At 45.5% G+C, this 7,029-nt stretch carries 9 protein-coding genes; 3 read left to right on the top strand and 6 right to left on the bottom strand.

From position 1 onward, the window contains the following. The first annotated feature begins 7 nt into the window (after nt 1-7). Nucleotides 8-1,048 (top strand): acyltransferase, encoded by a 1,041-nt coding sequence (locus tag A142_RS22380; RefSeq protein ID WP_019820184.1) that lies wholly within the window; start codon nt 8-10, stop codon nt 1,046-1,048. Between the two features lie 124 nt (nt 1,049-1,172). Here the strand turns inward: A142_RS22380 and A142_RS22385 are convergent, their stop codons facing one another. Beyond that, the gene (locus tag A142_RS22385; protein WP_019820186.1) at nt 1,173-2,051 is read right to left on the bottom strand and encodes a 6-pyruvoyl trahydropterin synthase family protein; all 879 of its coding nucleotides are present in this window, start codon (nt 2,049-2,051) and stop codon (nt 1,173-1,175) included. Between the two features lie 230 nt (nt 2,052-2,281). After that, complete coding sequence (locus A142_RS22390; protein WP_019820187.1) at nt 2,282-3,106, bottom strand: AraC family transcriptional regulator; 825 nt, start codon at nt 3,104-3,106, stop codon at nt 2,282-2,284. 110 nt (nt 3,107-3,216) lie between these two features. Here A142_RS22390 and A142_RS22395 point away from each other — a divergent pair, with 110 nt between their 5' ends. Then, nucleotides 3,217-3,693 carry a YHS domain-containing (seleno)protein gene (locus A142_RS22395; protein WP_019820189.1) on the top strand — a complete coding sequence of 159 codons (477 nt, stop codon included), beginning with the start codon at nt 3,217-3,219 and terminating at the stop codon, nt 3,691-3,693. Nucleotides 3,694-3,883: 190 nt separating this feature from the next. Further along, nucleotides 3,884-4,519, top strand: coding sequence for an START domain-containing protein (locus A142_RS22400; RefSeq protein WP_019820192.1), 636 nt, complete (start codon nt 3,884-3,886; stop codon nt 4,517-4,519). A gap of 41 nt (nt 4,520-4,560) precedes the next feature. Here the strand turns inward: A142_RS22400 and A142_RS22405 are convergent, their stop codons facing one another. The 4 genes from A142_RS22405 to A142_RS22420 form a co-directional block, all read right to left on the bottom strand. Further along, nucleotides 4,561-5,085 (bottom strand): hypothetical protein, encoded by a 525-nt coding sequence (locus A142_RS22405; RefSeq protein WP_019820193.1) that lies wholly within the window; start codon nt 5,083-5,085, stop codon nt 4,561-4,563. A gap of 8 nt (nt 5,086-5,093) precedes the next feature. After that, a complete protein-coding gene (locus tag A142_RS22410; protein ID WP_004732742.1) occupies nt 5,094-5,480 on the bottom strand; it encodes an MAPEG family protein in 387 nt (128 codons plus the stop codon). A 626-nt stretch (nt 5,481-6,106) separates the two neighbouring features. Continuing rightward, nucleotides 6,107-6,574 carry a YjiG family protein gene (locus tag A142_RS22415; protein ID WP_004737023.1) on the bottom strand — a complete coding sequence of 156 codons (468 nt, stop codon included), beginning with the start codon at nt 6,572-6,574 and terminating at the stop codon, nt 6,107-6,109. Further along, a partial coding sequence (locus tag A142_RS22420) for a nucleoside recognition domain-containing protein (protein ID WP_277815633.1) occupies nt 6,574-7,029 on the bottom strand: 456 nt, incomplete at its 5' end. The genes A142_RS22420 and A142_RS22415, both read right to left, overlap by 1 nt.

Raw genomic sequence — 7,029 nt, forward strand, 5'->3', positions numbered from 1 at the left:
ATCTGATATGTCTTCCGTTCAACATACGCCTTCACAACGCATCGCCAGTATTGAGTTGGGTCGAGTGATTGCTATCTTGGCGATCATTGGCTTACATGGCCAAATGGCACTTACTTACTGGCAAATCGATGAAGTGCCTTGGATTGGTTATGTGCTTAACCAAACCGCTCGCTTCGCCGTACCTCTTTTCTTCCTTATCTCAGGGTATCTGATTCAACCTAAGCTCACGGCATCGCTTTGGGCAACCGTGGTCAACTACTCTAAACCACTCCTCAAGGTTTGGTTGGTTTGGAGCATCATTTGCTTAGTGATGCCATTCGACCTCGCGAAGGTAGAAGAGTTTGGCTACCTAGGTGAGCGCCAAGGCTATTGGGGTTTCTTAATGAACACGCCGCTTAACTCTTTCTTAGAGGGTGGATTGGTTCATTTATGGTTTATTCCTGCTCTGGTATGTGCCGTTTTGATCATCGCTCTAATGGTCGAAATGAAACTCGACAAACTGCTATTACCAACGGCGATTGTACTTTACGTTTATGGTGTTTTAGCGGGCAGCTACGCGAGCTTGACCGATCTGAGCGCGCCTTTCTTTACTCGTAACGGCCCGTTCTTTAGCACGTTAATGGTGACCTTAGGTTTCCTTATTCGTCAGAATCAATGGAAAGTGTCATCAACTAAAGCGTTGGGGCTATTAGCGTTAGGCATGTTGATTCACTTTGCTGAGGCGGCATGGCTCACCACCTTTGACATCGCATTCAACATGAATGATTTCTTATTTGGTACAGCGTTATGGGGAATGGGCGTGTTTATGTGGCTTCTAGCTAATCCAAACATCGGTGATTACGCGTGGGTTCGTGCTATTTCGAATCGCATGCTAGGTATCTACGTTTGCCATCTGCTGATCATTATCGTGCTGTTCAATGTTTGCGGAGTCTTGGGCATTACGGAATTGGCAAAAGACGTTACGGTATTTTTTGGCACCGTATTATTGAGCTTCGGGTTGGTTGTTGGGATCGAAAAAACACCATTACGACGCGTGCTACTGCGTTAGTGTTTGTACCTAAAACCATCCGCTAAATCAGTTTTAAAAAGCAACAAAAAATAAAGGCAAGATAACTTAATATCTTGCCTTTATTTCATCATGTTGGAGCTGAGATTATCTCACTCGTGAGGTGTTATCGGAACGCCATTGCGCCCTTGCCAACACCTTCATAAGCGACGATTTGTAGTGATTGGTTCTCTGCTAGGCTCGGTTCAACTTGATCCGCAATATATCCCGCAAGTAATTCCACCGTGGTATCGGTCGGCAAAATTTCCGTCTCACTCTTAGCAATCGCTAGTTCAAATTCGCCTTGTGGCGCGGTGTAGCAAAAACCATAGTGACTTTCATCATTAACACTTTGCGCGTGTTCACTCAGGTTAAGTGATGAAACAGAAACTTGGTCTTCTTTAGAACCTAAGTAAATGTCTTCCCAACGCTGAGCAAATGCTTGTTCGCGTTGCTCGTCACGCTGACCATCGACCACGATTTCTACTGGAGAACGGTGACCATGCGCGATGCGTTGACAGTTGCCATCATGCTTTTTTAAACCATGGGTGTAGTGGTAGAACGCGCCATTAATGTTCTCATGACGAAGAGTGATCTCTAACCCTGTGACGTTACTTGGGAGGTTATCGCGAAGAATATGATAAACGTGTGCGGTCACACTCTCGATGGTGATCGCTTCTGCATCAATCAAGCAATATGCTTCATCAGGGCAGTGCAGGTGTAGGCTCTTGTCACCACGCAATACATCAACCTTAGAGTAACCGGCTTTGCTTGCTTGATGCACAATTGCAGCGTTTTGCATTGGCAGCAGTAGGCGGTGGTCAACGTGCTGATCGACAAGCTGTTTGATCTGCTTTTTGACCTTGCTAAAATCCAGCACCATGCTCATTTCATTCAGTTCACCAGACATGGTGACATCTAAAATCCAACTATCTCCTACGACCCCTCTGTGTTCACAGATGTATGAAGAATCGATAACGGTAAGGTCTCTTACAAATAGGTTCAAGTGGAACTCCTTAATGCTTTAATGAGATACGGGAGGCTGAATAATGTTCAGCAGGCACTTCGTCTCATTGATGTCTGATAAAATAGGACGGGCAGGATGTTACAACGCGCTTATAAAGTCCACCTTTTTACACCGTCAGTTGAGAATTGAACAAACTACGCTCAATTTCCGCTAAAACATAGACCAGCCTGATGCTAATAGCCACATTTCAGCTAGGGTTGCCCAGCGATTCACGACACATTTTGCTTTAGCCACAAACGCGGCGACATTCCCGTAACATGCTGAAAAGCGCGAGAGAAGCCAGAATAGCTGTTGTACCCCACTTCATCCGCCACCCAATTGATCGGCTTATTTTGTAGCAGCAACGACTGAGCAACAGACACCCGCCACTTTTGTACATAATCACCTGGGGTTTCACCGACTTCACGCTTGAACGCTTCTATAAACTGAGTTCGAGACATCGCTGCCAATGAAGCCATTTGCTCAATCGAAAAGTGGCGAGCAGGCATTAGATGAATCGCAGTAACGACCGGAGCAAGCCGCGGATGAGCAAGCGCAGAAAATACACCTTTATCGATTTGCTGTTGTTCAATGAGATGGCGGAAAATCAAAGCCATTAGCGCGTCACTCAACTTATCCATTAAGTACTGCTGACCTGATGACTCTTGGTTCGATTCTCGAAACAGCACCTCAATCACCGGCATTAGGTTAGGTGCGTCTTCAAACGGAATCACAATCACGTCAGGAAGTGCAGACAACAACGGATTCATTTGCCCTGAGCGATATTCCACGCTCGCACACACAACTTCTGCACCGTCTCCAACCCCTTCAATCGCATGTGGTGTGCTATTAGGTAAGTAGACGATACAAGGTTGGGATAGCTTCCTGTGCCCCGTATTAGAACTCGACAGAGTCAACTCACCGGCACTCAATACATGAAGATGCCCTTCTTTGCCTTGTTGCGCATTAAATGACGATACCCCACACAAGTTCCCAGAATAGAAAACACCAGTACGTATCGAGAAATGTTCCATTAGTTGTGACAGCAGATCCATGCATCCTCCGAACGATTCGCTTACTTTTTAGTTCTTTTGTCCCTCTATAGACCGGAGCAGTCGGCTAATTTATTTCATACAAGTTAACTAATACTGACAAGGAACTTGATATGTCACATTTGAAATCCACCAGTCAAAAAATCACTCTAATGGCCGCGTTACTCGGTGCGAGCTTTTCCATCATGGCAGCCGACCTTGATATGAGTGTCGACAGCAATGACCTCGCGATCAAAGGCTATGACCCTGTCGCTTACTTTACTGATGCTGGTGCCGTTCAAGGTTCATCAGAATTCACGGCTACTTATAAGAACGCTATTTATCAGTTCGCAAACAGTGACAACCGAGATCAGTTCCGCGCCAATCCTGAAGCTTATGCGCCTCAATACGGTGGCTATTGTGCCTTTGGTGTGGCTATGGGTAAGAAATTTGAGACCGACCCTAACGCATGGAAAGTCGAAGATGGAAAGCTGTATCTGAACTTAGACAAATCGGTTCAAAAACGTTGGTTGGAAGATACGCAAGAGTTCATCCAAGACGCCAACAGTAACTGGACGACGATCAAAACCGTAGAAGCCTATAAGCTTTAGTCTACAAATTTTAGCCTAGTAACTTTAACTTTTATCCATTGCCCATTAATAAAAACGGAAGCGACCGAACGCTTCCGTTTTCATTGGGATTTTCCCCAAAGAGGTCAACCCAAAGCGATTGGCAACACCTACTAAGTCCATTTCTATTCTATACTCTTAGCAGATAAGCTTTTCTTTTTATGGAAGAATAATGACATTACCTAGGATTTTGGTACTTGGCCTCTGCGCCCTACCGACACTGACTTATGCCAACCCATGGCAGTTCGTCAAAAGTGAAGATGGCATCATGATTGATAAAAGGCCACACAGCGAAGGCTTGGTCGAAATACGAGCGCAAATGCAAACGCCCACCACTTATTCCGGTTTTCTGTTGTTGCTTGAAGACAGCGAGAACGTGCAAAACTGGATAGATAACGTGTCGGAAAGTCGTGTCTTGATGCAGATATCTGAGGATGAAAATATCGTCTATACCCAATTCAAAGCGCCATGGCCTGCTAGAGATCGAGACATGGTGACCTACTCAAAATACAGCATCGAGGATGGGCAGTTTGTCTTATCGATAAAGGATGCGTCGAACTATTTAGCGAAAGAGTCAGGGTACATTCGAATCTACGATGTGGATGCACTTTGGACGCTGCAACCGCTGACTAATGGCAATACCTACATCACCTACACCGCTTATGCGAACGCAGGTGGCATCCTACCGAATTGGTTGATGAACAAGTTATCGATAGGCAGTGCACTGAGCACGTTTAAGGGACTAAAAGAACAGTTACCAAAGTACCAAGGCCAGCAGCATCCTAACCTGCCAAGTGAGTCTCGCTAACGGTAAAGTAGACAAGTAAATAGAGGAAATAAAGTTAAAGACTAAGGTCTTCTAGCGAGATCGCGCGCTAAGATAAGCGCCAAGCCAAATACTTGAAGAAACAGGGCTATGTTCTTATAGAAAGCCATTTTCTCATCAAGCCTTTGGATTAACTCAACCAAGGTCAGGTTATCCAAATAGTAGTCATCGATTCGAGTTCGTTGCGACTCTTGAGCACTGTTTATCAGCATCATCAGTTTCGGCAAGTTAGACAAAGAGATATTTGGCATTTCGCTACTCACCCAACGCCTAAGTTGCCCACGCAGTGCTTCATCAAGAACAGTGGTAGGCTGCCCCGTTTCTGGTTTATCAAGGTGAATCAGAATCGCTTCACGCTTACGCTCTAGGGTTTCAATCGTATTCCAAGCAAGCTGTATTGAGTACACATTGCCGAATTTGCGATCGTTGTATTCCGCTTTCTCAGCTTCAATTTTATCGAGCACCAAGCTCGACATGACAATCGCCATGATGTTGAGTATCAAGCCTGCGAGGACAATCGCCCAAGCAGGTGGAAGGCGCAACGCCATAATGCTCCCTAGAACATTTTATCAAAAGGTAGGTAAGCTAAGTTTAGGACAATCAAAGAGATCATGCAGATAAGCGTTAACACCATCCCCACTTTTCGACCTTTGAAGTTCTTCGCTAAGATCCCTTTCGCATGAATCACTCGCCCCAGAATAAACGCTACACCAATGACATGAATCAGCCACACACCGGCACCATTCATCTCTAACAATCCCATCAAAATCACGGTGATTGGGATGTAATCCATCGCGTTACTTTGTGCCGAACGTGCTATCTGTAACGACTCAACACCGCCATCAGCATGAGCAACAAGATTGATTCGCCTTTGCTTGATCACCTCTATTGCTAACCAAATCATTACGACCGTCAGCAAGGCTGCGTAAAGTGCTGTAACCATCATATTTCCCTATTATTTTGTGTTTACTCAGTGTTCTTTGTTATCTGTTCGACAACACCCGCCGAGATAAAATGAAAATCGCGCCCGAGCACTTGTAAGAGATCTCTCACACCGAACGTAAGAGATCACAATCAAGCTTCGCAGAAAATTCGTAAAATACAAACCCAAGCCCTTGTTTTGTATGAATCCACGCATATTTCTTTCGCTCAGTGGGTACATTTATTTCTTGAGGTGGATTGTGAGTAAAGCCTCTGCAGTGTTTAATACACATGTCGACAGGGAGTTGGCAGGAACAGGAAAAAGCCTAACGGATTAGGTATCTTCAGGATGAAGATTTGATGACTTAGGATGAGTTATCAGCAAGGAAGTTATACTCTAGGATAGAGTCGCTTATCAGGATGATGAGTTTGCAAGGACACCGCTAGGACGGCGATGAATTGGATAGGTTAAAGGATTTAGCCACGTCAAGGAACGATGCAGGGAGCACCAGTTACCTATTGAAAGATAAGTAACGCGCAGTAGCAGGATGGCTACGAAAAGAATAGACCCCGTTTGGTGAAAGCCAAACGGGGTTTCCTTTTTTGTAACGTCTAAAAGCTATTCGCAGCTAACCGTTCAAAGTCACGTTACAAAATAATGTTCATCAAGAACATTGCACCAAACGCATTCAATACCGAAATCGCGATCATCACCGGGATGTAGCGACCTTCAGTACCAATTGGCCCCATAATACGGCCCATATATTGCACCTGAGAGCCCATCAAGTAGATAGCTGGCGCCAAGATAGCGATATGGTTGCCGTTCAGAATACCTTGGTCAAACAGCGTGATAACCACGCCCACTGCACCACCCATCGACATCCACGCACCGATCAATACTGCTGCCGCCTCGCCAGGTAAACCAAATACCGCCATGATTGGAGCAAATACACTGCCCATCAAATCCAGCGCACCCGTAATCTGCAATGCCTTGATGATCACAAACGCCATCAGAACATTTGGTACCGTAGAGGTAGTTGCAATAACCCAGCCTTTCTTAGCACCTTCAACGAAAATATCAGTAACCATTGGTTTCTTTGCTTTAACTTCGCTCATTATGCTACTTCCTCTTCCAGTTTTTGTTCTTTGTCTGATTTTGGTTTGTCTTCTTTGCCTTCAGTTATATTGAGGTAAATGCGGAACAGGTTCGCGCCGACAAATTTAAAGATGAACATCACAGCGACAGCCAAACCAATTGACGATGTCACCGCTAAAGAGCCATCCATCGCGGTTAGAGTGAACAAAACCGCACCTGAAGAGAAAAAGTTAACGATCGCCGCACCCGCCGTAAACTGGAACATGGTGAACACATCGGTTTCGCGCTTAGTGAGATGCCCTTCATCTTTCAGCTGACGTGTCATCGCTGCGCCAGCATCGGTACTTTGCAAAGACGCGATCAGTGCCAAGCCTGAGTTACCCGGAATACCCATCAGAGGGCGAAGCAGAGGTGTCAGCAGTTTACGAGCCGCGTCCAGTGCACCGTAGTGCTCAAGTACGTTGATCATACCCAG

Source organism: Vibrio splendidus 12E03, assembly GCF_000272105.2.
Lineage (GTDB): Bacteria > Pseudomonadota > Gammaproteobacteria > Enterobacterales > Vibrionaceae > Vibrio > Vibrio splendidus_I.